This is a genomic window from Salinicola salarius, from assembly GCF_003206135.1.
GTDB classification, from domain to species: domain Bacteria; phylum Pseudomonadota; class Gammaproteobacteria; order Pseudomonadales; family Halomonadaceae; genus Salinicola; species Salinicola salarius.
Genome location: NZ_PZJT01000003.1, coordinates 382,158 through 404,991 on the forward strand (window position 1 = coordinate 382,158; position 22,834 = coordinate 404,991).

At 63.5% G+C, this 22,834-nt stretch carries 22 protein-coding genes; 13 read left to right on the forward strand and 9 right to left on the reverse strand.

Annotated features, from left to right (window positions below; translation table 11 throughout):
- Window positions 1-30 precede the first annotated feature (30 nt).
- The 10 genes from DOM32_RS17860 (at window position 31) to ppk1 (ending at window position 9,228) form a co-directional block, all read left to right on the forward strand.
- A complete protein-coding gene (locus tag DOM32_RS17860; RefSeq protein WP_167400647.1) occupies window positions 31-414 on the forward strand; it encodes a gamma-butyrobetaine hydroxylase family protein in 384 nt (127 codons plus the stop codon).
- Between the two features lie 246 nt (window positions 415-660).
- Window positions 661-1,407: a bifunctional demethylmenaquinone methyltransferase/2-methoxy-6-polyprenyl-1,4-benzoquinol methylase UbiE gene (ubiE, locus tag DOM32_RS04945; protein WP_071231921.1), complete on the forward strand. Its 747-nt coding sequence runs from the start codon at window positions 661-663 to the stop codon at window positions 1,405-1,407.
- A gap of 11 nt (window positions 1,408-1,418) precedes the next feature.
- Complete coding sequence (locus DOM32_RS04950) at window positions 1,419-2,042, forward strand: ubiquinone biosynthesis accessory factor UbiJ (RefSeq protein ID WP_110631729.1); 624 nt, start codon at window positions 1,419-1,421, stop codon at window positions 2,040-2,042.
- A complete protein-coding gene (ubiB, locus tag DOM32_RS04955; RefSeq protein ID WP_110631732.1) occupies window positions 2,039-3,661 on the forward strand; it encodes a ubiquinone biosynthesis regulatory protein kinase UbiB in 1,623 nt (540 codons plus the stop codon). The genes DOM32_RS04950 and ubiB overlap by 4 nt, the downstream gene beginning before the upstream one ends.
- Before the next feature lie 185 nt (window positions 3,662-3,846).
- Entirely contained in the window at window positions 3,847-4,188 is a 342-nt protein-coding gene (locus tag DOM32_RS04960) for a phosphoribosyl-ATP diphosphatase (protein ID WP_071231841.1), read from the forward strand.
- A 39-nt stretch (window positions 4,189-4,227) separates the two neighbouring features.
- A complete protein-coding gene (tatA, locus tag DOM32_RS04965) occupies window positions 4,228-4,509 on the forward strand; it encodes a Sec-independent protein translocase subunit TatA (protein WP_071231840.1) in 282 nt (93 codons plus the stop codon).
- A gap of 5 nt (window positions 4,510-4,514) precedes the next feature.
- Window positions 4,515-4,973: a Sec-independent protein translocase protein TatB gene (gene tatB / locus DOM32_RS04970; protein ID WP_110631735.1), complete on the forward strand. Its 459-nt coding sequence runs from the start codon at window positions 4,515-4,517 to the stop codon at window positions 4,971-4,973.
- The gene (tatC, locus tag DOM32_RS04975; protein ID WP_071231838.1) at window positions 4,970-5,743 is read left to right on the forward strand and encodes a twin-arginine translocase subunit TatC; all 774 of its coding nucleotides are present in this window, start codon (window positions 4,970-4,972) and stop codon (window positions 5,741-5,743) included. The genes tatB and tatC overlap by 4 nt, the downstream gene beginning before the upstream one ends.
- A gap of 185 nt (window positions 5,744-5,928) precedes the next feature.
- On the forward strand, window positions 5,929-6,936 hold the full coding sequence (gene hemB / locus DOM32_RS04980) for a porphobilinogen synthase (RefSeq protein ID WP_071231837.1): 1,008 nt from the start codon (window positions 5,929-5,931) through the stop codon (window positions 6,934-6,936).
- A 39-nt stretch (window positions 6,937-6,975) separates the two neighbouring features.
- Window positions 6,976-9,228, forward strand: coding sequence for a polyphosphate kinase 1 (ppk1, locus tag DOM32_RS04985; protein WP_110631738.1), 2,253 nt, complete (start codon window positions 6,976-6,978; stop codon window positions 9,226-9,228).
- 155 nt (window positions 9,229-9,383) lie between these two features.
- Here ppk1 and DOM32_RS04990 read toward each other — a convergent pair whose 3' ends face one another.
- From DOM32_RS04990 to DOM32_RS18200, 3 genes are all read right to left on the reverse strand, one after another.
- A complete protein-coding gene (locus tag DOM32_RS04990; RefSeq protein WP_110631741.1) occupies window positions 9,384-11,516 on the reverse strand; it encodes a PhoX family protein in 2,133 nt (710 codons plus the stop codon).
- 99 nt (window positions 11,517-11,615) lie between these two features.
- Entirely contained in the window at window positions 11,616-12,692 is a 1,077-nt protein-coding gene (locus DOM32_RS04995) for a 3-deoxy-7-phosphoheptulonate synthase (RefSeq protein ID WP_071231834.1), read from the reverse strand.
- A gap of 133 nt (window positions 12,693-12,825) precedes the next feature.
- Window positions 12,826-12,951: a hypothetical protein gene (locus tag DOM32_RS18200; RefSeq protein WP_276233242.1), complete on the reverse strand. Its 126-nt coding sequence runs from the start codon at window positions 12,949-12,951 to the stop codon at window positions 12,826-12,828.
- Between the two features lie 194 nt (window positions 12,952-13,145).
- Between DOM32_RS18200 and DOM32_RS05000 the strand changes: the two genes are divergently transcribed.
- Complete coding sequence (locus DOM32_RS05000; protein WP_110631744.1) at window positions 13,146-13,700, forward strand: sigma-70 family RNA polymerase sigma factor; 555 nt, start codon at window positions 13,146-13,148, stop codon at window positions 13,698-13,700.
- Window positions 13,679-14,386 carry an anti-sigma factor gene (locus tag DOM32_RS05005; RefSeq protein ID WP_083387332.1) on the forward strand — a complete coding sequence of 236 codons (708 nt, stop codon included), beginning with the start codon at window positions 13,679-13,681 and terminating at the stop codon, window positions 14,384-14,386. Before DOM32_RS05000 ends, DOM32_RS05005 begins: the two co-directional genes overlap by 22 nt.
- Before the next feature lie 16 nt (window positions 14,387-14,402).
- Here DOM32_RS05005 and folM read toward each other — a convergent pair whose 3' ends face one another.
- From folM to DOM32_RS05035, 5 genes are all read right to left on the reverse strand, one after another.
- Window positions 14,403-15,095 carry a dihydromonapterin reductase gene (gene folM / locus DOM32_RS05010; protein ID WP_071231831.1) on the reverse strand — a complete coding sequence of 231 codons (693 nt, stop codon included), beginning with the start codon at window positions 15,093-15,095 and terminating at the stop codon, window positions 14,403-14,405.
- Complete coding sequence (locus DOM32_RS05015) at window positions 15,092-15,910, reverse strand: FAD-binding oxidoreductase (RefSeq protein WP_071231830.1); 819 nt, start codon at window positions 15,908-15,910, stop codon at window positions 15,092-15,094. Before DOM32_RS05015 ends, folM begins: the two co-directional genes overlap by 4 nt.
- A 20-nt stretch (window positions 15,911-15,930) precedes the next feature.
- Window positions 15,931-17,448, reverse strand: coding sequence for a 4-hydroxy-3-polyprenylbenzoate decarboxylase (gene ubiD, locus DOM32_RS05020; RefSeq protein ID WP_110631747.1), 1,518 nt, complete (start codon window positions 17,446-17,448; stop codon window positions 15,931-15,933).
- A gap of 245 nt (window positions 17,449-17,693) precedes the next feature.
- A complete protein-coding gene (gene rho / locus DOM32_RS05030; protein WP_071231828.1) occupies window positions 17,694-18,953 on the reverse strand; it encodes a transcription termination factor Rho in 1,260 nt (419 codons plus the stop codon).
- Between the two features lie 424 nt (window positions 18,954-19,377).
- Window positions 19,378-19,710 (reverse strand): thioredoxin family protein, encoded by a 333-nt coding sequence (locus DOM32_RS05035; RefSeq protein ID WP_110631753.1) that lies wholly within the window; start codon window positions 19,708-19,710, stop codon window positions 19,378-19,380.
- A gap of 188 nt (window positions 19,711-19,898) precedes the next feature.
- Here DOM32_RS05035 and ppx point away from each other — a divergent pair, with 188 nt between their 5' ends.
- Window positions 19,899-21,407, forward strand: coding sequence for an exopolyphosphatase (gene ppx, locus DOM32_RS05040; RefSeq protein WP_110631756.1), 1,509 nt, complete (start codon window positions 19,899-19,901; stop codon window positions 21,405-21,407).
- 29 nt (window positions 21,408-21,436) lie between these two features.
- On the opposite strand, the gene tilS is transcribed toward ppx, so the two are convergent.
- Complete coding sequence (gene tilS / locus DOM32_RS05045; RefSeq protein ID WP_110631759.1) at window positions 21,437-22,702, reverse strand: tRNA lysidine(34) synthetase TilS; 1,266 nt, start codon at window positions 22,700-22,702, stop codon at window positions 21,437-21,439.
- Between the last annotated feature and the right edge of the window lie 132 nt (window positions 22,703-22,834).

Genomic DNA, 22,834 nt, shown 5'->3' on the forward strand with positions numbered 1-22,834 from the left:
TCCGGCGCGGTCGAAGCTAGGAGTCTTCCAATGCCTGCCCCCGTTCCCAACCGCGTTCACTACCACAAGGGCGATCGCGAGCTCGAGCTTGGCTATCCCGATGGCGAAAGCTATCGCTTGCCGATCGAGTTGCTGCGCGTCTATTCGCCTTCGGCGGAAGTCCAGGGTCATCACCCCAGCGAAGCCGTGTTGCAGACGGGCAAGCGCAATGTCGGTCTGCTGAATATCTCCCAGGCCGGTCGCTACGCGTTGAAGCTGCATTTCGACGACGGACACGATACCGGGCTTTACACTTGGGAATATCTCTACGACATGGCGATTCATCGGCAAGCCTGGTGGGACGACTATCTCGCCCGCCTGCAGCGCGCCGGCGCTTCGCGTGAGGCCAGCGTGATCCAGATCCATCAGGTCTGATGCCAGACCCTTGAGCGTGACGGCGGCCAACGGGCCGCCGTCTTCTTTTTGGTGCGTCATGATGCGCAAAGACAAGTTTGCGACCAGACGCTACAATGCGGACTCGGTCGATTCACATCGATTTACCCCGGCCGCGAGCGCGCCTTTCGCACCTGCTCGAGCCGCCTGGCAGCACACCGCCCAGACAGCGACATCATCGCCCCAATGGCGCACGATCGCCGCTCGCGTCATCTCGGAGAAAAGCACATGGACAAGCGCACGACCGACTTCGGCTACGAGAAAGTAGCGATCGACGAGAAAGCCGCCCGCGTGGCGGACGTCTTCCACTCGGTGGCCGCGCGTTACGATGTCATGAACGACCTGATGTCGTTCGGTATCCATCGTCTCTGGAAGCAGTTGACGCTCGAGCGCAGCGGCGTTCGCCAGGGCCACCGCGTTCTCGACATCGCCGGCGGCACCGGCGATCTGACCCGACAGTTCGCCAAGCGCGTAGGACCCAGTGGCCGCGTCATTCTCGCCGATATCAACGAATCCATGCTGCGCGTGGGACGCGACAAGCTGATTGATCATGGTGTCGGCGACAACGTCAAATACGTGCAGGCCAACGCCGAAAGCCTGCCGTTTCCGGACAATAGCTTTCACTGCATCACCATCGCCTTCGGCCTGCGCAACGTCACCGACAAGGACGCGGCGCTGCGTTCGATGACGCGGGTGCTCAAGCCGGGCGGGCGCCTGCTGGTGCTGGAGTTCTCCAAGCCGGTCAACGGCCTGCTGTCGAAGGCCTACGACCAGTACTCCTTCCGCCTGCTGCCGCAGATGGGCCGACTGGTCGCCAACGACGCCGACAGCTACCGCTATCTGGCGGAGTCGATCCGCATGCATCCCGATCAGGAAACGCTCAAGGGCATGATGCAGGCTGCCGGTCTGGAGCGCGTCGAATATACCAACATGACCGGCGGCATCGTCGCGCTCCACCGCGGCATCAAGCTCTGAGGGCCGGCCTCATGCTGGATACATTCGCCCTGGTCGCGCTGGAGCGCTCGCTGAACACGCTGCTGCGACGTGACCCCGCATCGCCCGCGAGGCTGGCGGCACTGGCCGGTCATACCCTGCGCCTGACTTTCGCCGAGGCCCGGCTCGGACTGCGCGTGGCCTTTCATGACGATGGCGTCACGCTGGGGCGCGTGCATGACTGGCACGACGCGGACGATCTCGAGATCACCGTCACCCGAGACGTCCTCACCCGCCTGATGGCGGGCGACTCGCCCGAACGGCTGCTGTTCAGCGGGCAATTGCCGGTTACCGGCCAGACGGGGCTGTTGGCTCCCATCCAGACTCTGTTCATGGATCTCGACATCGACTGGGAAGGCGCGTTGGCCAGCATCCTGGGCAATGGCACCGCGCACGGCGTGGCCAGCGGTATCCGTCATCTCGACCGTCAGGCCCGTTTTCTGGCCAACGAATGGCAACAGGACATGCGTGAATATCTGTTCGAGGAACGACGCTGGCTGGCGGGACGCGACCAGCTGGCCGTCGCCCGTGACCATCTGACCGAACTCCAGCAGGCCGTCGATCGACTCGGGGCCAGAGTGGCTCGGCTGCAACTTCGCCGGGAGTCGCATTCATGAGTTTGCGGCTATTTCGCATCGCCTGGACCGTCTCCCGTTATCGCCTCGACAGCCTGGTTCCCCAGGAACGCCTGCCACCGGTCATTCGCTGGCTGTGGCGCTTTGCTCCCGTTCGCCTGATCCCGATCGGCGACCATTCGCGGGGCAAGCGACTGCGCCTGGCGCTGGAGTCGCTGGGCCCGATCTTCGTCAAGTTCGGCCAGATGCTGTCGACGCGACGCGATCTGCTGCCGCCGGATATCGCCGATGAACTCAAACGGCTGCAGGATCAGGTTCCGCCCTTCCCCGGCGAAACCGCTCGCGCCATGGTCGAGATCGAGCTGGGCCAGACGGTCGAGGAAGCGTTCGCGGCGTTCGAGACCGAGCCGATGGCCTCGGCGTCGATCGCTCAGGTTCACGCCGCCGAGCTGCACAGCGGCGAGCAGGTCGTGGTCAAGATCATTCGCCCCGGTATCGATCGCATCATGCGCGAAGATATCGGGCTGCTGTATACCTTCGCGCGCCTGATGCGCCGGATTCCCGAAGCGCGTCGCCTCCGGCCGGTGGAAGTGGTCCAGGACTACGAAGCGACGCTGTTCGACGAGCTCGATCTCAACAAGGAAGCCGCCAACACCTCGCAGCTCAAGCGCAACTTCCAGAGCTCGCCGCTACTTTACGTGCCTGCCATCCACTGGTCGCTGACTCACCGTCAGGTCATGGTCCAGGAACGCATCAACGGCATTCCGGTGGCGGATATCGATGCCCTGCGCGCCCAGGGCACGGATCTCAAGAAGCTGGCCGAGCGTGGCGTCGAGATCTTCTTCACCCAGGTCTTCCGCGACAATTTCTTCCATGCCGACATGCATCCCGGCAATATCTTCGTCTCGCGGGACAACCCCACCGAGCCTCGTTACATCGCCATCGACTGCGGTATCGTCGGCAGCCTGACCCGGGAAGACCAGGATTACCTGGCGCGGAACCTGCTCGCGTTCTTCCGCCAGGATTATTACGAAGTCGCGGTACTGCATATCGAATCCGGCTGGGTCGGCGAAGGCACGCGAGCCAACGAGTTCGCGTCGGCGATCCGCGCGGTGTGCGAGCCGATTCTGGAGAAGCCGCTCAAAGACATCTCCTTCGGTCAGGTGCTGCTGGGGCTGTTTCAGACCGCGCGGCGCTTCAACATGGAAGTCCAGCCACAGCTGGTACTGCTGCAGAAAACGCTGCTCAACATCGAAGGACTCGGTCGCCAGCTCTACCCCGATCTGGACCTGTGGAGCACGGCCAAGCCCTATCTCGAGCGCTGGATGCGCGAACGCGCCGGGCCCAAGGGCTTCTGGAAGACACTGCAGAAGCACGCGCCGGAACTGGCGCATCAGATTCCGGAACTGCCGGTGCTCGCGCACCAGGCTCTCTCCGACCGCGAGCAGCAGCGTCGGCTCAACCGTCAGCAGACGGAGGCGCTGTCGAGCCTGGAAGCCCGCTTCCAGCGAGCCGCCCCCCGCGCCCGACGCCTGCGCCTGGGTGCCGTTCTGCTGGCGGTGGCGCTGGCCTGGCAGCCGATGCTGGCGTGGGCGGAACAGCAACCGTGGCCGGTGCTGGTCGCGGCCGGCCTGGGCATAGTGCTGCTGGCGTGGCGCTGAGTGTATGATGACGCCCCGTACATCGAAGTCATCGAGCTCGAAGCTGCTTTTTACAGCGCCCCGAAGCCGGCGCCCGAAGCTCGCGACTTGGTTTTTCTTACGGCTTACAGCTTACGGCTTACAGCTTCCGACGCAGTCGGGGCGGCTCGAAGCCAATCTAGCCTCAGAAGCAGGAATGTCATCTCATGAGTGATACTCTCGAGCAACTGGCGGCGGTACTGGACGCCCGTCGCAGCGCGGACCCGGATAGCTCCTATGTCGCGCAACTGCATCATCGAGGCCTCAACAAGATCCTGGAAAAGGTCGGCGAGGAAGCGACGGAAACGCTGCTTGCTGCCAAGGATGTCGAGGCGGATGATGCAAAGAGCCGTCAGGATCTGGTCGGCGAAGTGGCCGACCTCTGGTTTCACAGTCTGGTCATGCTGTCGCACCTCGATATCGACCATCGTGAAGTACTGGCGGAACTGGCCCGGCGCTTCGGCGTTTCGGGGCTGGACGAAAAGGCATCGCGCCAGCGAGACTCATGAATCATCATCGCGCCAACGCGCATCGGTAAGGAGAAAGTTATGCTGGGCGGGATTAGCATCTGGCAGTTGTTGATCGTTCTCGGGATCATCATTCTGATCTTCGGCACCAAGAAACTGCGCAACGTCGGCAGCGACTTGGGCGGTGCCGTCAAGGGCTTCAAGAAGGCCGTCGGTGAAGACGAAGACGAGAAAAAAGGGAGCACGACGCAGCATAGCATCAACCACTCCCAGGACTCGGCGAACCACACCACCCAGGACAGCAACTTCGATAGCCGCGCCGACGAGACGCAGACGTCCAGCGACAAGGCCGAGCGCAAGTAACCGACATGTTCGATATCGGTTTCTTCGAACTTCTGCTGATCGGCATCGTGGGCTTGCTGGTACTGGGGCCGGAGCGCCTGCCCAAGGCGGCTCGTACCGCCGGCCTCTGGGTCGGCCGGATCAAGCGCAGCGTCTCGACCATGCAGCGGGAGATCACCTCTCAGCTCGAGGCCGAGGAGTTGCGCCAGAAACTGGCCGAGCAGCAGAAGAAACTGGACGAGGGCGTCAACCAGGCGCGCCGAGGCGTCGAGAAGCACTTCGAAAGCGACCCGAAAGGCGGCTCGTCCCCCTCGACATCGTCCCCCTCGACATCGACGCCCTCGATATCGACGCCCTCTTCCGGGAATGACCGGCAATCGGCCGGGGCAACCTCCGACGCCGACCCGCAGCCGTCGTCGTCCCCCGAGTCGCCCCCCGCTGCCCCTTCTTCCTCCCCCGCGGACAAGGATTCGGCTTCCCGATGAGCGATGCCTCTTCTCCACCGCCAGATGAACAGCAGCCACAGGCGCCACTGATCGAGCACTTGATAGAGTTGCGCTCCAGACTGATGAAGGCCGTGATCGTCGTCGTGGTGATCTTCGTCGGGCTCTACGCGTTCTCCAACGAGATATACCGCTTCGTCGCCGACCCGCTGGTGGCCCTGCTGCCGGTGGGATCGAAGATGATCGCCACCGAGGTCACCTCGCCGTTCCTGGCACCGTTCAAGCTGACCATGGTGGTCGCGATCTTCGCCGCGATCCCGTTCATTCTCTATCAGGCCTGGGCGTTCATCGCGCCGGGGCTCTACAAGCACGAAAAAGCGCTGGCATTCCCGCTGCTCGCCTCCAGCATCCTGCTGTTCTACTGCGGCGCCGCCTTCGCCTACTATGTCGTGTTCCCGCTGCTGTTCAGCTTCTTCGTGCATACCGGGCCGCAGGACGTCACGGTGATGACGGATATCAACGCCTATCTCAACTTCGTGCTGAAGATGTTCTTTGCCTTCGGCGTGGCGTTCGAAATCCCCATCGCCACCTTTCTGGTCATCTGGACCGGGATCACCGACGTGAAGAGCCTGAGCAAGAAGCGCCCTTATGTGATCCTGATCTGTTTCATCATCGGCATGCTGCTCACCCCGCCGGACATCATTTCGCAGAGCCTGCTGGCCGTGCCCATGTGGCTTCTTTTCGAGGTCGGCATCGTCTTCGGCCGTATCGTCCAGCGTCGCCGCGCGGAAGATCCGACCGGCGCGGACTGATCCGTTCGCGCGGCACTGCCGTGACAAGCCGCTGCGACAACCGCCCTCATCCTGTCGGCCCTCACGGTTGTTATACTGAGGCATCGAACCCACTGTCATCGTTCTGTCATTCGCCGTCGGTAGAGTAGCTACCGGCGCCGCGAACGTGTCGCAAGACATGTTCGCCGTCCACCGTGGAGAAATTCATGCGTTACAACCTTCCTCGTCAGTACCCGGCCACCCGCCTGCGTCGTCTACGCAAGAGCGATTTTTCCCGCCGCCTGGCCAGAGAATCGACACTGACGACTGACGACCTGATTCTTCCCGTCTTCGTGCTCGACGGCGAGAAGCGCCGCGAGCCGGTCGCGTCGATGCCGGGCGTCGAGCGTCTGTCCATCGACGAGCTGCTGCGCGAGACCGAAGAGCTGGTCGAACTCGGCATCCCGGCGATCGATCTCTTTCCCTTCACGCCGGCGGAAAAGAAGACTGTCGACGGCGCCGAAGCGTGGAATCCGGACGGCGTGATCCAGCGTGCGATTCGGGCGTTGCGCGAGCGCTTCCCGGATCTCGGCATCATCACCGATGTGGCGCTCGACCCCTACACGACCCACGGTCAGGACGGGGTGCCGGACGAGAACGGCTATCTGATGAACGATCGCACCATCGAAGCGCTGATCAAGCAGGCGCTGTCCCATGCCGAGGCCGGAGCGGACGTGATCTCTCCATCCGACATGATGGATGGCCGGATCGGGGAGATTCGTGCCACCTTCGAACGCGAGGGGCTGCACGAGACGCAGATCATGGCCTATTCGGCCAAGTACGCCTCGAAGTATTACGGCCCGTTCCGCGATGCCATCGGCTCCAGCGGCAACCTGGGCAAGGCCGACAAGTTCAGCTACCAGATGGATCCGGCCAACACCAACGAAGCGCTGCACGAGACGGCACTGGATATTCAGGAAGGCGCCGACATGGTCATGGTTAAGCCCGGCATGCCGTACCTGGACGTCATCCAGCGCGTGAAGGACTCCTTCGGTGTCCCGACCTTCGCCTATCAGGTCAGCGGTGAATACGCCATGCACATGGCCGCCTTCGAAAAGGGCTGGCTGGATGCCGACAGCGTGATCCTGGAGTCGCTGACCTGCTTCAAGCGCGCGGGCGCCGACGGCATCTTGACCTATTTCGCCAAACGCGCCGCACAATTGCTCAATTCCTGAGGGCCGCGGGCGTGTCTGCCCCGGTACCGGAGACTTTCGATGACAGACTCAGGCACACCAGACACGCCCGATACCTCTACCCATACATTTTCTGCCTCTACCGATACGCTCACTACCTCGGCCGATACGCTGGTATCGGTCACCGGTGAGGAGATCAATGCGACCCCCTTGCGCGTCAACCGCACGCGCAAGGGGATCCACGCCAAGGAGGCGCCCTCTTCCCAGGCGGATCTCGACGACCCCGCGCTCTATTTCAACCGCGAACTGTCACATCTGCAGTTCAACATCCGCGTGCTCGAGCAGTCTCTAGACACTTCGCATCCGTTGCTCGACCGCCTGATGTTCCTGCTGATCTTCTCCTCCAATCTCGATGAGTTCTTCGAGATTCGCGTGGCCGGGCTCAAGCATCAGCTTGCTTCGTTTCGCGAGGAGACCGGCGCCGATGGCATGGCGCCCGCTCGCGTCCTGAGCGAGGTGTCACGGATCGCTCACGAGCAGGTGGAGCGCCAGTACCGCATTCTCAACGATGTACTGGTGCCGGCACTGGAAGAGCAGAAGATCCGCTTCCGACGTCGTGCCCAGTGGACCCCCGAACAGGCGGCCTGGGTCGCCGACTATTTCGAGGAGGAGATCGCTCCGGTCATCAGCCCGATCGGGCTCGACCCTTCCCATCCGTTTCCGCGACTGGTCAACAAGAGCCTCAACTTCATCGTCGAGCTCGATGGCACCGATGCCTTCGGCCGCGAGGGCGGCATGGCGATCCTGCCCGCGCCGCGCTCGCTGCCGCGCCTGATCCGGCTGCCGGATGCGCTCTGCGAGGAAGGCTTCACCGACTACGTCTTTCTGTCGTCGATGATCCACGCCCATGCCCACGAGGTCTTTCCCGGCATGCAAGTGGGCGGCTGCTACCAGTTCCGGCTGACGCGCAACGCCGATCTGTCGGTCGATCCCGAAGAAATCTCGGATCTGGCCTCCGCGCTGCGCGGGGAACTGCTGGCCAGACGCTACGGCAGCGGCGTCCGCCTGGAGGTGGCCGACAACTGCCCCGACAGCCTGATCAGCTTCCTGCTCAAACAGTTCGAGCTGGGCGAAGAGGATCTCTATCGGGTCAACGGTCCGGTCAACCTGACCCGGATGATGGCGGTGCTCGGCGACGTCCAACGCCCCGACCTGCGCTATCGCCCCTTCACTCCCGGCCTGCCCAAGCCGTTACGCGGCGAGGCCAACCTGTTCTCCGCCATTCTGCAGGGCGATATCCTGCTGCATCATCCTTTCCAGTCGTTTACCCCGGTGGAGGATCTGCTGCGCCAGGCGGCACGGGATCCCGACGTGCTGGCCATCAAGCAGACCCTCTATCGCACCGGCGCCGACTCGTCGATCGTCGGCGCACTGGTGGAGGCCGCGCGCGGCGGCAAGGAAGTGACCGTCGTCATCGAGCTGAGGGCGCGCTTCGACGAGGCCGACAACCTGGCCCTGGCCTCCCGGCTGCAGGAAGCCGGTGCCATCGTCATCTACGGTGTCATGGCCTGCAAGACCCACGCCAAGATGATGCATATCGTGCGCCGCGAGAAAGGCACGCTCCGTCATTACGCTCATCTCGGCACCGGCAACTATCACGCCAAGACCGCCAAGCTATATACCGATTACAGCCTGATGACCGCCAACGAGGCGCTGTGCGAAGACGTGCACAAGGTGTTCCAGCAACTCTCCGGCATGGGCAAGCCGCGCAAGATCCAGACGCTGCTGCATGCGCCGTTCACGCTGCACAAGGCGTTGATCGAGATGATCGAACGCGAAGCCAGACTGGCGGAGAACGGCAAGAAGGCCAGGCTCGTCCTCAAATGCAATGCGATCACAGAGCCCAAGCTGATCCGCGCGCTCTATCGGGCTTCCCAGGCCGGCGTGACCTGCGAGCTGATCATTCGTGGCATGTGCTGCCTTCGCCCGGGCATACCGGGTATCTCCGACAACATCCGGGTACGCTCGATCATCGGTCGCTTCCTCGAGCATACCCGCGTCTATTACTTTCATAACGACGGCAAGCACGAGGTGTGGTGCTCCAGCGCCGACGCCATGGAGCGCAACATGTTCCATCGGGTGGAGACCTGCTTCCCGCTGCTGGACAAGAAAGTCGCTCAGCAGGTACGCAAGGATCTCGATACCTATCTGCTGGACAACTGCCAGAGCTGGGAGCTCGACACAGAGGGACAGTACCATCTATGCGACTCGGGCGACGCCGAGCCGATCAGCGCGCAGGAGACGCTGCTTTACGCCTACGCCAGCCAGGCGTGAGCGCGGCCACCGGATCATTGCGCTGATCGCGGCGATGATCGGTGACTGCCGAGTTGGCGAGTTGGCGAGTTGGCGGGTTGAATAGTGGGCGATCCGATGGCAGAGGCCGGATGCTTTCGCATTCGGCCTTTTCCATGCTCGCGGCTCTCGATCGATCAGAGGCCGACCTGGCCGCCGTCTCCCTTCCAGATCGCTACCGTCGCCGCGCGGGGGCGAACCTGACCGTTCGTGGCTCGGGTGGCGTCCTGGCTCAGGGCATCACCATCCGCCGGCCAGTTGCCCGGGTGCTGGATATTGATGAACAGCGCGGTGCGGTCCGGCGTAGCGAAGATACCGGTCACCTCGCAGCCATTCGGGCCGACGGCGAAGCGTTTGAGATGGCTCTGGTTGCCGGCATCGATGACCGAGCCGGCACCACTGGCGTCCTGGCCGAGCGCGCCCGGCACCACCGCCAGCAACTGGTCGTTGGTGTATTCGGCCACGGCATTGTCGCTATTGTCCGTCTGGAACCAGAGAATGCCCTGCCCTTCGCCACGCTCGTCGTACCATAGGCCGTCGGGGCTCGCGAACTGGTTGTCCTCGGTCAGGCCGGAGCGATTGTCGCCCGCGCCGGCATCGCTGCCGAACACGAAGATTTCCCAGGCAAAGCGATTGTCCGGCTGCTCTCGCCAGCGAATGATGTGACCGCTCTCGTTGTTGGCGCGCGGGTTGGCGACATTGGCGGGCGCCGTGGCATAGCCCACGCCGCCGGCATCGATCGCCGTGCCGTCGTTGGTGAAACTGGCTTCGGTATCCGCCGCCGTGCGTTTCGAGTTGTTGGTCAAGGTGAAGTAGACCTCGCCGGAGACGGGATCCACGCTGGACCATTCCGGCCGATCCATCGGCGTCGCGCCCATCAGGTCGGCCGCATCGCAGGTGTGGATGATGATGCCGGCGGTATCGTCGGCATCCAGGCCCAGCGCCGCGGCCAGCGTCTGGCCGGATGGCGTTTTTGCGTCCGGCGTCAGCGGCAGCCACTCGCCTCGTCCGTCTTCATCGAAGCGCGCCGCGTAGAGCGTGCCTTCGTCGAAATATTTGCTGCCGATGGCCAGACGATTCGCTTCGTTGCCCGGCCGAGGGGCATCGGCGGGATCCCACTTGGCGGCGCTGACGAACTTGTAGATATATTCGTTGCGCGAGTCGTGACCGGTGTAGAACGTCAGCGGCTCGCCGGCGCGGACCGGCCCGGGCCAGCATCCCTCGTGGCGGAAACGCCCCAGCGCCGTGCGCTTGACGGCCATGGCCTGGGTATACGGATCGATCTCGACCACGTAGCCGAAGGTTCGCGCCTCGTTGCGATAGTCCTCGCTCGCCTCGCCCGCCCCGGGCGTGACGTCGAAGCGCGAGAATTCGTCGTCCTGTTCGCCATCGCCGGCCGCCGTTTCCCATCCGTAGCGCCCGCGATCTGTCGGCAATCCCAGGCGAGCATCGTCGCTGAAACGCTCGCCGGTATTGACGAAGACTTCCGGCCAGTTTTCCTCGCAAGTCAGGTAGGTTCCCCACGGCGTGTAGCCGTTGGCGCAGTTGTTGTTGGTGCCGCGCGTTCGAGTACCGTCGGTCGAGTAGCGCGTCCTGACGTAGTCGCTGCCTGCGACCGGCCCGGCCAGCATGACCGGCGTGGCGGTCGTGATTCGGCGGTTGTAGGGAGAGTCGACCACATGCGTCCAGCCACCGTCGTCCTGGCGGCGGATCTCGACGATAGTGACGCCGTGAGCGTTGATTTCGGTACGAACCTCGTCGGCCGGCCGCACGCCGTCCGGCCGGGTCGGGCCGCCCTGGGGCGCCCACAGGGCATCCTGGTCGATGTACTCGTTGTTGAGCGCGAGCAGAAAACGGCGCGAGCCGCTTTCCGAGTCCAGGGGGAAGGCATGCATGCCGTCATGATGCATGCCCACGCTGTTCGCCTGCTGCTCGGGGGTCATGGCGAGATCCTTCTGCCAGGCACCGGCCAGGGCATTGAGCGGCGTTCCCCACGGAATCAGCACCTGTGCCCGATATCCGGCTGGCACCACGACCGCATCGGTGTGCGAGCCCTTGATCGATTCGAAGGCCAGCGCCAGCGGCGTCTTGTCCTGGGCCCAGGCGCCGTTGCTGCCGCCGAGTCCGAACCCTCCCATCATGGAAAGCGCGGCCAGCCCCAGGCCACCCTGGAGAATCTGGCGACGCGAGAGGTGGCGCTCGACAACCTCACCGAAAGGCAGGTTCTGGCTGTTGTTGTGAATTCGATGATCTTCGACATCCCGGCTCATGTTTGTCTCCCTGGCTCGTCACGGATTGATCGTCGTGACGAGGCTAAGCCGGGAATATGACGAGATGATGTCCACCCCGGCGACCGCCGGGGGCACGGTTCAGGCCTGACCAAGCCGCTCCGCCGCACGCAGCAACAGCTGTTCGGTGGTCTCCCAGCCCAGGCAGGCGTCGGTGATCGACACGCCATAGCGCAGCGCCGCGGGATTGAGCGCCTGCTTGCCTTCGAACAGGTGGCTTTCGAGCATCACGCCGATCAGGCTGCGATCGCCGGCCATGCGTTGTTCCAGCACATCATAGAGGACTTCCGTCTGACGCCGGTGGTCCTTGTTCGAATTGGCGTGGCTGCAGTCGACCATGATCCTCGCCGCGAGCCCGGCCTGCGTCATCGCCCGGCGGCTGGCAGCCACGCTCTCGGCATCATGATTGGGCCCGTTGCGGCCACCGCGAAGCACCAGATGCGTGGCGGCATTGCCCGGCGTTTCGATCATCGCCGGGCCGCCGTCGGCGGTCACACCGAAGTGGCGATGCGAATGGGCCGCCGATTGCATGGCAGCGATAGCGACATCGACATTGCCCTGGGTTCCGTTCTTGAATCCGACCGCCGCCGCCAGCCCGCTGGCGAGTTCACGGTGAATCTGGGATTCGGTGGTCCGCGCGCCGATCGCCACCCAGCTCAGCAGATCATCGAAGTAGGCGCCGGCCATCGGCTGCAGCAGCTCCGTCGCGACCGGCAGGCCCAGTTCGGCGATATCGCGCATCAGCCGTCTCGCCATGGCCAGGCCCGCGGCCATGTCGTCGCTGCCGTCGAGGTGGGGATCGTAGGCCAGCCCTTTCCAGCCGACGGTGGTACGCGGTTTCTCGACGTAGACGCGCATCACCAGCAAAAGCCGGTCCTCCACCGCTTCATTGAGTGCCGCCAGACGCTCGGCATACTCCAGCGCCGCGGCAGGGTCGTGCACTGAACAGGGGCCGGTCACGACCAGCAGGCGATCGTCCTCGCCTTCGAGGATGGCCCGTATGGCCTCGCGGCTCGCAGCGATCCGGGCCTCGAGCGCCGCGCTCACCGGCAGCTGCCGACGCAGCTCCTGCGCCGTCGGCAATGGCAGCGCTCTGATGGAAGACGATGATTTCGGCGTGGATAGGGCCGGTTTCAATTCGGATGTGGCAGCGTCCATAACGATCTCATTCCAGGTGATGTTCAAGAATCGAGACCCGAAAACGCGAGAACCCCCGGGTGGGCCTGCCATCCGGGGGTTCTTGATGCGAGGAGGAGGCAGCCCGGTTCCGGGCGTGCCTCGCGGGTTCAGGTCACGTTGACCAACCGGCGGGCACGCCAGTCCTAAACCAATAGCCATAACCGAAGAACGCAAACGCCATCGCACCGCCAACGGCGTTGGCGGTGTCGATGAAGCGTGAATCGTGGCGTTCGGTCATGATCTTTCTCACAGACGTTCGTTCGCAAACATCGTTCGTCACGAAGACGTGATGTCGCAAATTGTCTCTCTATCCTAACGCCCCGGCGCGTTTTGACAAGTCTTTTGAGGCAAACGCTGGCCGCCGAGCTTTACTTGTTCTCGCCCGTTGACGAGACTGGGAAATCAGAAAAAGAAAGGATTCCAAGGACTTTCATGGCCTACCCACCTCATGACGTGCTGATCGACAATCTTCACGCCAGCGCCCGTGGCGATGGTCTCGCTTTCGAGAAGCTCTACCGCGCGACCAGTCCGCATCTATACGCCCAGCTATTGCGTATCGTTCGGCAGGAAGCGGCCGCGCAGGACTGCCTGCAACTGGTCTACCTGCGGGTATGGCAGGTGGCCGGACAGTACGATGCTTCCCGCGCCCGCCCGATGACCTGGCTTTCGACCCTCACTCGCAACATCGGCATCGACTGGCTCCGGCGTCAACGCCCCCAGGAAGCCGATAGCGAAGCGATCATCGATTCACTGCCCGGCGAATCCGATGTCGAGAGCGAGAGCGACATCAATCAGCAGGCGGAATCGCTGCAGCAGTGCCTGACCGAATTGCCGGCGCAACAGCGCCAGGTGCTCGAGCTCGCATTTTTCGAAGGATTGACCCATCAAGATCTGGCATCGCATCTCACCACGCCGTTGGGAACCGTCAAGAGCTGGGTCCGCAGAGGCCTCGAGAGGTTGAAGGCATGCATGACACGTTTGACTTGAGCGACCCCGAAGCGCGCGAGCTGGCCGCCGGAGAGTACGTTCTCGGTACGCTGGATCGAGACCAGCGCGCCGAGTTCGAGGCATTGCTGGCGGTCAGCACGGATCTGCAGCGTAGCGTCGATGCCTGGCGAGAGCACCTGCAGATCTTCAACCAGCAGCTGGAACCGGTGACGCCGCCCGGCCATCTGTGGTCCGGCATTGTCGCGCGCCTGGGCCTGAGAGCGGGCCTGCTGCAGCGTCTCGGCTTCTGGCGGGCGTTCAGCGGTTTCGCGACGGCGGCGGCGCTGGTTCTGGCAGTGATCGCGCTGACGCCACGGGAGCCGGCGATGATGCCCGGTGAATATGTCTTCGTGATCAACCACGCCAGCGGCCAGCCGGCCTGGATTATCAACGCCACCCTCGACGGCAAGATGATGGTTCAGGCGGTCAAACCCGGCCCGATGCCCGCAGGCAAGGGTGGCGAGCTGTGGATGATGGAGAACGGTACGCCGGTTTCGCTAGGCATGTTGCCGATTCAGGGCCAGGCCACCATGCAGTTGCCCGCCAAGATGCTGGGCCTGATGAAGACCGCCGATTTCGCCGTCAGCATGGAGCCGAGCTCCGGCGCGCCGGGAGGCAAGCCATCCGGCCCCGTGATCGACGAAGGCAAACTGGTACAGATTCGCAACAGCACCGTCTCGCTATAGACGAATCGCGGCGCTTTCAGCCCAGGTGGCTGCCGCCGTCAACCGGCATTATCGTGCCGGTGACGAAGTCATTGTCGAGCAGGTAACGCAGGGTCTGGTAGATCACCCCTGGCCCCGGCACGCGCCGGTCGCGGCCGCCATCTACGTCTTCGCCCTCGGCGAGCATCACCAGACCGGGCGCGATGGCGTTGACCTGGATCGTGGGCGCGAACTGGGCGGCGAACGACCGGGTCAGGCTTTCCAGCCCGGCCTTGGTGGCGGCGTAGGCGGACTGCCCCGCCGCGCCCCGCTGTACTACGCTGTCGGTGATATGCACGATGTCGCGCTGCGGCTCCTGGCAGGCGTCCAGCAGGCTGCGGGCATGGAGATTGATCAGATACGGCGCCTGCATGTTGACCCGGAACAGACGCTCGAAGGTTTCGCCGGCCGCCTCGGGGCCGGGGTCCGACAACCACTCCCCAGCGTTGTGAATGATGGCGCGCAGACTCGCGGTGTTATCCCGCAGCCGGGCGATGAAGTCGAGAATACCGGCTTCGGTGGCAAAGTCCGCCGCCAGCGTCACCGCGCCACGCTCCCGTAGCGCCGACAGCGACTCCCGCTCGCGGCGATAGGTGACGATCACCGGATGGCCGTCGTCGAGCAGCCGCTCGGCACAGTGCAGCCCAAGGCGCTGGGTGCCACCGGTGATCAGGATCGGGGATTGGCTCACGACTTCTTCTCCGGTGACGAGGCGATCTCGCCCGGGGTCAACGGCGCCTGATCCGGGTCGCTCTCCGGCAGTGGCAGAAACGGCACCCGCGGCGCATAGCTGAAGACGTCCGAATGGACCTGCGATTCGACCAGCCCCAACGGGGCCAGCGTATCCACGCAGGCATAGACCATGCCGGGAGATCCGGCGAGGTAGATCTCGACGCCTTCCAACGTATCCAGCTGCGATGCCAGCACCTCATCGATACGCCCGGTGTGCCAGCGCACGCCGGGCAGCGCCTCGAGCGCGGCCTCCGGGGTTTCGACCACAGCGTGAAAACGAACGTTCGCATACGCCTGGGCCCATTCCCGCGCCTGGGTTTCAGCATAGAGATCGCGGCGCTCGCGCACGGCCCACCAGATCGAGATGTCCCGTTCGGGATTCTCGGTCAGGGCGGCTTCGACGATGGCCTTGAGCTGGGCAAAGCCGGTACCGGCGGCGATCAGCAGCAGCGGCTCCGAACGGCCTGCAGGTAGCGTGCACTCGCCGCTGGGCAGCCGGACCGACAGCCGATTGCGATGGGTCAGCAGCTCCCGCAGGCGCGCCGAGTGGGTGCGTTCCGGCCAATGCTGAATGTGCAGCTCCAGACGGCCGTCGCCGGTTTCGGCGCAGGCGATCGAGAACGGCACCCAGGTCTCTTCATGCAATTCCAGTTCGAGATACTGCCCGGGCGCATGGGCAATCGCCTCGGCACGCCCTTCGAGCACGACCCGGAACACATCGGGCGTCAGATCCTCGACGGTTTCCACCTGGCAGGTCAACGTTCTGACCGTCATGTTCACCTCATCGTTTGCCGTCATGCCGCACCGCCGTCCGAGGGTTTTCCGGTTCGCGCCTGTGGTGGCGCGATATCGATACCATAGCTTTCCCAGCGCTCGTCGACCCGCGATTTGATCGCCGGATCCATGACGATGGGTTCTCCCCACTCCCGTGTCGTCTCGCCGGGCCACTTGTTGGTCGCATCCAGCCCCATCTTCGAGCCCAGCCCCGCCGTCGGCGAGGCGAAGTCGAGATAGTCGATCGGCGTATTCTCCACCATCACCGTATCCCGGGCAGGGTCCATCCGGGTGGTGATCGCCCAGATCACGTCTTCCCAGTTGCGGGCATCGACATCGTCGTCCAGCACGATCACGAACTTGGTGTACATGAACTGGCGCAGGAAGCTCCAGACGCCCATCATGACCCGCTTGGCGTGACCGGGGTATTGCTTCTTCATGGTCACCACCGCCATGCGATAGGAGCATCCTTCCGGCGGCAGATAGAAGTCGACGATCTCGGGAAACTGCTTGCGCAGGATCGGCACGAACACTTCATTGAGCGCCAGCCCCAGCACCGCGGGCTCGTCCGGCGGGCGGCCGGTGTAGGTCGAATGGTAGATCGGATCACGCCGATGGGTGATCCGCTCGACGGTAAAGACGGGAAAGCTTTCGACTTCGTTGTAGTATCCGGTGTGATCGCCATAGGGCCCTTCGGGGGCCATGTCGTCCGGATGGATGAAACCTTCCAGCACGATCTCGCTGGAAGCCGGGACCTGCAGGTCGGCGTGGCCGCATTTGACCAGTTCGGTCCGCGAACCGCGCAGCAGGCCGGCGAAGGCGTACTCGGAGAGCGTGTCCGGCACTGGTGTCACGGCGCCCAGGATGGTCGCCGGGTCGGCCCCCAGCGCCACCGCGACGGGGAAGGGTTCGCCGGGGTGTGTCTGCTGCCATTCGCGAAAATCCAGCGCCCCGCCGCGGTGACTCAGCCAACGCATGATCAATCGATTCTTGCCAAGCTTCTGCTGACGATAGATCCCCAGGTTCTGGCGCGACTTGTGCGGCCCCTTGGTCACCACCAGCGCCCAGGTCACAAGCGGCGCCACGTCGCCCGGCCAGCAGTGCTGAATCGGCAGACGATCGAGATCGACCTCATCGCCTTCGAGCACGACCTGCTGGCACGGCGCCGAACGCAACGTCTTCGGTCCCATGCTCATGACCTGCTTGAAGACCGGCAGCTTCTCCCAGGCATCCTTGAGCCCCTTGGGAGGATCGGGCTCCTTCAGGAAAGCCAGCAGCTTGCCCACCTCGCGCAACGCTTCGACGTTTTCCTGCCCCATGCCCATGGCCACACGCTCTGGAGTGCCGAACAGGTTCCCCAGCACCGGCATGTCGCTGCCCTTGACGTTCTCGAACAGCAGCGCAGGCCCACCGGCTCGCAGCGTGCGATCACAGATCTCGGTGATCTCCAGGTAGGGATCCACCTCCACCGTGACACGCTTCAACTCACCGCGCGCTTCCAGCGCCGCGATGAAGTCCCGCAAATCGTGATATTTCATGGCGTTGCCCGTATCCCTCCCCACTCTTTCCACTACGCCCGGCGGCCCAGAACGCAAAAAGGGCAGCATAACATGCTGCCCTTTATTTTCTGCTTTGACCCAAAGATCTCACGAAGCGTTGAGAGCTGGCTGAGCGAACGAAGATGAGACAAGGCGGAAAATCGCGAGAGCGCGGAGTTTACGGGAGTAAATGAGCAGCTTGAGCGATTTTCCAACGCAGTATCATCGAGTGCAGCCAGCCGGAATCAACGTCTTTTCATGGCTTCGAAGAATTCCAGGTTCGTCTTGGTATCCTTGAGACGATCGATCAGGAATTCCGTCGCGGCCACATCATCCATCGGGTTGAGCAGCTTGCGCAGGATCCACATGCGCTGCATCTCGTCCTCGGAGGCGATCAGATCCTCGCGACGGGTGCCGGAACGGCGAATGTTGAGAGCGGGATAGACGCGGCGCTCGGCCAGCTTGCGGTCCAGGTGGGCTTCCATGTTGCCGGTACCCTTGAACTCCTCGAAGATCACTTCGTCCATCTTCGAGCCAGTATCGACCAGCGCCGTGGCGAGGATGGTCAGGCTGCCGCCCTCTTCGATGTTGCGCGCGGCGCCGAAGAAACGCTTGGGCTTCTCGAGGGCATGAGCGTCGACACCACCGGTCAGCACCTTGCCGGAAGACGGCACTACGGTGTTGTAGGCGCGCGCCAGGCGAGTGATGGAGTCGAGAAGAATGACCACGTCCTTCTTGTGCTCGACCAGACGCTTGGCCTTCTCGATGACCATCTCGGCCACCTGGACGTGACGGGCCGGCGGCTCGTCGAAGGTCGATGCCACGACTTCACCGCGCACCGTCCGTGACATCTCGGTCACCTCTTCCGGGCGCTCGTCGATCAGCAGCACGATCATGTGACATTCGGGATTGTTGCGCGTGATCGAGGTGGCGATGTTCTGCAGCATCAAGGTCTTGCCGGCCTTGGGCGGCGACACGATCAGGCCACGCTGGCCCTTGCCGATCGGCGCGGTGAGATCGATGACCCGCGCGGTGATGTCCTCGGTGGAGCCGTTGCCGATCTCCATCACCATGCGCTCCTGCGGGAACAGCGGCGTCAGGTTCTCGAACAGGATCTTGTGCTTGGCGTTTTCCGGCTTGTCGAAGTTGATCTCGTTGACTTTCAACAGCGCGAAGTAGCGCTCGCCTTCCTTCGGCGGGCGGATCTTGCCGGCAATCGAGTCGCCCTTGCGCAGATTGAAACGGCGAATCTGGGACGGCGAAACGTAGATGTCGTCGGGGCCGGCCAGGTAGGAGGAGTCGGCGCTACGCAGGAAACCGAATCCGTCCTGCAGAATCTCCAGGACGCCATCGCCGTAAATGTCCTCGCCACTCTTTGCGTGTTTTTTCAGGATGGCGAAGATGATGTCCTGCTTGCGTGAACGCGCCAGATTATCGATACCCATTTCGCGGGCGATATCCAGCAGTTCAGGAACGGATTTTTGCTTGAGTTCGGTTAGATTCATGAGTTCTGTCAGAGAAGGCTCGTGTCGCAGGCAATGACTTTTGCCGAGATAGAAAAGAAGGACAAGAGGCGGTCAGTTCAAACGCCGCGCGGCGCGTTCAGTCGTCCCAGGATGTCAGGCATTCGCATGATCTGTTGGCCCAGCGTCGACGCATGTCGGGATGCCGACTGGCCGTGTGACGAAGGTGCCGGGAGAGCGGTTCGATTCGCCTGCCATCTCGCGGAAAGCGTCATCCGAGAGAGTGGTCACTGTCCAAAGATCGGCATTGGCCGAAAATCGGTACTGGGATTGACTGACGACTTGGGGGACCGCGACGCGGTCGAGAAGCATTCGGAACAGGCGAACGTCCAGATGGTAGACAAGCTATCTTCCGAAAGCAAGTATCGATATGGCGATCACCGGCCGCATTATCAAGTGCCCTCGCCTAATGGCGCGCACACTCTTCACCGATCTGCAGCAGTTGCTGTTCCGACAACGCGCCGACACGCGTCAGCCTGGGTTCGCCGTCGACGAACAGGATCAGTGTCGGCGTTCCCTTGACACCGTAGCGCTCGGCCAGCGCCGGCTCTCGGTCGACATCCACGACCGCCACCGGCAGCGCACGAATCGACTCCTGCGAAGCCGAAGCGAGCCGGGACAGCAGGGTTTCACATGGCTGGCACCAATCGGCAACGAAGATCGCCAACCAGGGTGATTCCGCTTCTTCGCGCTGACGCTCGAAACTCTCGCTGTCCAGATGGCGCCGCTGTGGCTGCATGGGTTCGATTCTCGATGGGTAGTGCCAGTGCCGCCAGCATGCCTGTCGCCTCGGCGATTGACAAGGCCGCGCCCCCACCGCAATCTTGAGGCACCCGACGCGCTGGACTCCCACCTACCCGAACATGATTCGATGTCGGGATGCTCAGCGCTCGCCCGTCTACTGCCAGCTTTCGAGGACGCCACGCCATGAGCGGGAATTCGACCGCCGAAGACGCGACGCGCCGTCTGGCCGCCATCGATCTCGGTTCCAACAGCTTCCATCTGTTGGTCGCCAATTATCAGCACGGCCAACTCCAGGTCGTCGCCAAGATGGGCGAGAAAGTACAGCTTGCCGCTGGCCTCGATGCTGACGAAAATTTTACCGAAGCCGCCATGGATCGAGCGCTCGGCTGCCTCGAGCGCTTCGCCCCTTTTCTCGAAGGCGTCTCGCCCGCCGACCTGCGTATCGTCGGCACCAATGCCCTTCGCGCAGCCCATAACGCCCAGGCGTTGATCGAGCGTGCCGAAGCGCTGATCGGCCACTCCATCGAGATCATCGGCGGCCGCGAAGAGGCGCGCCTGATCTATCTCGGCGCCGCTCATGCGCTGGCCGAAGTACACGGCAGGCGCCTGATCGTCGATATCGGCGGCGGTTCCACCGAGTTCATCATCGGTGAGGACTTCGAACCGCAGGCGCTGGAGAGCCTCCATATGGGCTGCGTGGCCTATACCGGCGCTTTTTTCACCGACGGCGAGCTCAGCGAAAAGCGATTCCGGCGTGCCGAGATGGCCGCGCTTTCCGAACTGGCCAACATTCAGCGGCATTACCGCCAGTTGGGATGGCAGGACCCGATCGGCTCCAGTGGCACGATCAAGGCCGCGGCAGCGGTCATCGCTGCCCGAGGCGATGGCGACGCCACGCTGATCGAACGTGAAGCCTTGATGAAACTGCGCAAGAAGCTGATCGGCTTCGGCCATCTGGACAAGGTCGCGATGGAAGGCCTCAAGGAGGATCGGGCGCGGGTCTTCCCGGCCGGCGTTGCCATCCTCTGTGCGGTCTTCGAAGCCTTCGACCTGGAACGCATGCGCTATTCCGACGGCGCGCTGCGCGAAGGCGTGCTGTTCGACCTGATCGGACGCAACACTCCCGAGGATTCCCGCCGCCACAGCGTCGACCTGCTGATGCGGCGCTACAGCGTCGAGACGGCCCATGCCGAGAATGTGGCAGAGACCGCCATGGCCGCATTCGATCAGGTCCGGGACGCCTGGGCGCTCGGCGAAGAGCAGAGACTGTTCCTTTACTGGGCAGCCCAAGTGCATGAAATCGGTCTGGCGATCTCCCACAGCCAGTTTCATCGCCACGGCGCCTATCTCATCGAACACTCCGACCTGACCGGCTTCTCCCGCCCCGAACAGCAGGCACTGGCGTTTCTGGTACGCGCCCACCGGCGCAAATTCGCCCAGAAGGAGCTGGAGGCGCTGCCCAGTGCCGTGCAGGCGACCTACCAACGACTGGCCCGTCTGCTCCGGCTCGCCGTGATGCTCAACCACGCCCGACCGGAACAGGCGATCACCGACTTCCGTCTCGCCAACGACGGCGACACCCTGCATCTCACGCTGCCGGAAACCCGGCATCAGGCGCTGCTGCTCAACGATCTGGAACAGGAAGCGGCCTACCAGAAGGCTGCGGGGCTGACGTTGAACTACGACCGTTGAGCTACGACCGTTGAACTACGACCGTTGAACTACGACGCCTGAGACCAGCCTTCCGCCGACAACACGCCGAGCACGGCTACCAGCTCGTCGCCGTGCCACACCAGCGGCAGCCGGTCTCGCTGCCAAGGCGGGATGCCCGATTCCTGCAGCAGACGCTTGAGATCGCGACTGCCACGCCCCGCCAGCCGCAGGCTTTCGCCCCCCTGACGCAGGCCGACCCGCAGCGATGGCGTGCCAGTCCCGTGCAGTCGATGGAGGCTCACGCAGTGCACGCCCCAGGGAGTGACGAGCGGCGACTGCCCGTTCCACGCCGCCTGCCACGTGGGATCCACTGGCGACAGCGGCGCCATCAGATAGAGATGATGCCGCCAGACCCGCGCCTCGCCGCCCGGCCAATGAATGACCGGCAGGCGATCCACGCCCGCCATCGTCAGTTGCCGTTCGAGCTCGATCAGGCGCGCAGCCGGCGGCGCGGGGATGCCCAGACGTTCGAGCGCATGACGGATCAGCAGGCGACGGCGAGAAGGGCGTAGCGCGGCCAGTGTCGCCAGCCGCAATCGACCGGGATCGCCCCCGGCTTGGTCCAGATCGATCGCCGCCAGCTCAGCCAGCAGTTCGTCGGCTTCCTGCAGCCACTCGGCACTCTGCCCGAATGCCCCGGCCACATCCGGCCAACGCTCTCGCAAGGGCGGCACCACGCGATGGCGCAGGTAGTTTCGATCGAACGCCAGGTCAGTATTGGTCGGGTCTTCGGACCACTCGAGCCCACGCTGCTGCGCTTCTGCCAGCAAGACCGACCGGGCGAGGCTCAACCAGGGCCGCTCGATCTGAAAGCCTCGCCACTCGCGCCGGGAAGGCATGCCGGCCAGCCCCCGCACGCCGCTACCGCGCAGTGCGGCCAGCAGAAAGGTCTCGACCTGATCGTCCGCATGTTGTGCCAGCCACAGGCGGTCACCCGGCGAAAGATGCGCCGCAAAAGCCTGGTAGCGGGCCTCCCGAGCGGCCGCCTCGATCCCCTGCCCCGCGGCGTCGACCCGGACCGAAGCCACCGTCAACAGCACGGCCAGCGAATCGCACAGCTCGCGGCAAGTCGTCTCGAAGCCGCCCGCCGCCGCCTGCAGACCATGATTGACGTGAATCGCGCGCAACTCGACCCCGGCCTTGCGCGCCAGCGGCGCCGCCACACTCAATAGCAAGGAAGAGTCGAGACCGCCGGAAAGCGCCACCCAGACGACACGCCCCGGCACATGGCGTGCCAGGGCGTTATCAATGAGAGCTTCTAGAGAATGCTGCAACGCAAGGCTCCTGAACGCTCGACCTTTCGACAAAATCCCATACCGCCGCGTGACCGTGCGAGCGATACTCAGACAAGGCGAGCGCGATCGAGGGCGCGCAGTGTAGTTCACTACATGAGCAGACCGAGTGAG